The sequence below is a fragment of the uncultured Arenimonas sp. genome (assembly GCF_963976025.1).
Taxonomy (GTDB): Bacteria; Pseudomonadota; Gammaproteobacteria; order Xanthomonadales; family Xanthomonadaceae; genus Arenimonas.
Genome location: NZ_CAXBJS010000285.1, coordinates 1 through 1,557, shown reverse-complemented (window position 1 = coordinate 1,557; position 1,557 = coordinate 1). Strand labels below are relative to the sequence as shown.

At 72.7% G+C, this 1,557-nt stretch carries 3 protein-coding genes; all 3 read left to right on the top strand.

Annotated elements, in window-relative coordinates:
* A partial coding sequence (locus tag AACZ35_RS14150) for a YqgE/AlgH family protein (protein WP_339830411.1) occupies positions 1–236 on the top strand: 236 nt, incomplete at its 5' end.
* Positions 233–697, top strand: coding sequence for a Holliday junction resolvase RuvX (ruvX, locus tag AACZ35_RS14145; protein ID WP_339830409.1), 465 nt, complete (start codon positions 233–235; stop codon positions 695–697). The genes AACZ35_RS14150 and ruvX, both read left to right, overlap by 4 nt.
* The coding region (locus AACZ35_RS14140) for an aspartate carbamoyltransferase catalytic subunit (protein ID WP_339830407.1) at positions 694–1,557 on the top strand (864 nt) is incomplete at its 3' end. The genes ruvX and AACZ35_RS14140, both read left to right, overlap by 4 nt.

Here is a 1,557-nt window from a genome sequence, read left to right as displayed (position 1 = left end):
AAATCCTCGAGTCCACGGCCAGGGGCGAGGGCCCGGCCAGGCTGCTGGTGGCCCTGGGTTACGCCGGCTGGGAAGCGGGCCAGCTCGAAGAAGAACTGGCCGCCAACAGCTGGCTGACGGTGCCGGCGGACAAAGCGGTGCTGTTCGACACGCCGATGGCCGGGCGCTGGCACGCCGCGGCGCGCTGCCTGGGCGTGGACATCGAACACCTGGCCGACTACGCCGGGCACGCATGACCGGCCCCGTGACCTTGCTGGCCTTCGACGTCGGCGCCCGCCGCATCGGCGTGGCCCTGGGCAATACGCTGTCGGGCACCGCGCGCGAACTGGGCGTGCTGGACGTGCGCGAGGCCGGCCCGGACTGGCCGCGCCTGGACCAGTGGGTCAGGGAATGGCGCCCCGACGCCCTGGTGGTCGGCGACCCGTCCACGCTCGACGGCGGCGACCAGCCGGCGCGCCAGCGCGCCCGCGCTTTCGCCGCCGAAATAGCCCGGCGCTACGGCCTGCCGGTGCACCCGGTGGACGAGCGCAGCACGTCGAAGGAAGCCAGCCGCCGCTTCGCCGCCGGCCGCGCCGCCGGCACCCGCAAGCGCCACCAGGCCGAACAGATAGATGCGCTGGCCGCCGTGATCATCCTCGAACGCTGGCTGGCCGACCCCGGTTCCCACCTTCCCCCGATGCCTGAAGCCCACCCATGAACCACGACTTCCAGCTGACGTCCGACGGCCGCCTGCGCCACCTGCTCAGCCTCGAGGGCCTGCCGGCGCCACTGCTGCGCCAGCTGCTCGACCAGGCCGAACTGCTGCTTCCGCACGCGCACGCCGGCACCGGCGCGCGCACCCGGCACCCGGGGCGGACCTGCTGCACGCTGTTCTTCGAGCCGTCCACGCGCACGCGCAGCAGCTTCCAGCTGGCGGCGACCCGGCTGGGCATGGACGTGCTGAACTTCGACGTGGCGACCTCGTCGACCAAGAAGGGCGAATCGGCGCTCGACACGCTCAAGACCATCGAGGCGATGGGCGTGGACCTGTTCGTGATCCGCCACGCCGACGACGGCGCGGTGGCGGCGCTGGCCGCGGGCGCCAACCCGGGCACCCGGGTGATCAACGCCGGCGACGGCCGCGCGGCGCATCCGACCCAGGGCCTGCTGGACATGCTGACCCTGCGCCAGCACAAGGGCGACGATTTCAGCGCGCTGAAGGTGCTGGTGGCCGGCGACGTGAAACATTCGCGGGTTGCACGCTCGGACCTGCACGCGCTGCGTGCGCTGGGCTGCGGCGAAATCCGGGTCTGCGGGCCGGCGAACCTGCTGCCGGACGCGTCGGAGCTGGCCGGCTGCCGGGTGCTGCACGATTTCGACGAGGCGGTGGCGGGCGTGGACGCGGTGATGATGCTGCGGCTGCAGCGCGAGCGCATGGAACAGGGGCTGGTGCCGTCGCTGGAAGGTTATTACCGCGACTTCGGCCTGTCCCCGGACCGCCTGGCCCTCGCGGCCCCGGACGCCATCGTGATGCACCCCGGCCCGATGAACCGCGGCATCGAGATCGACGGCAGCGTC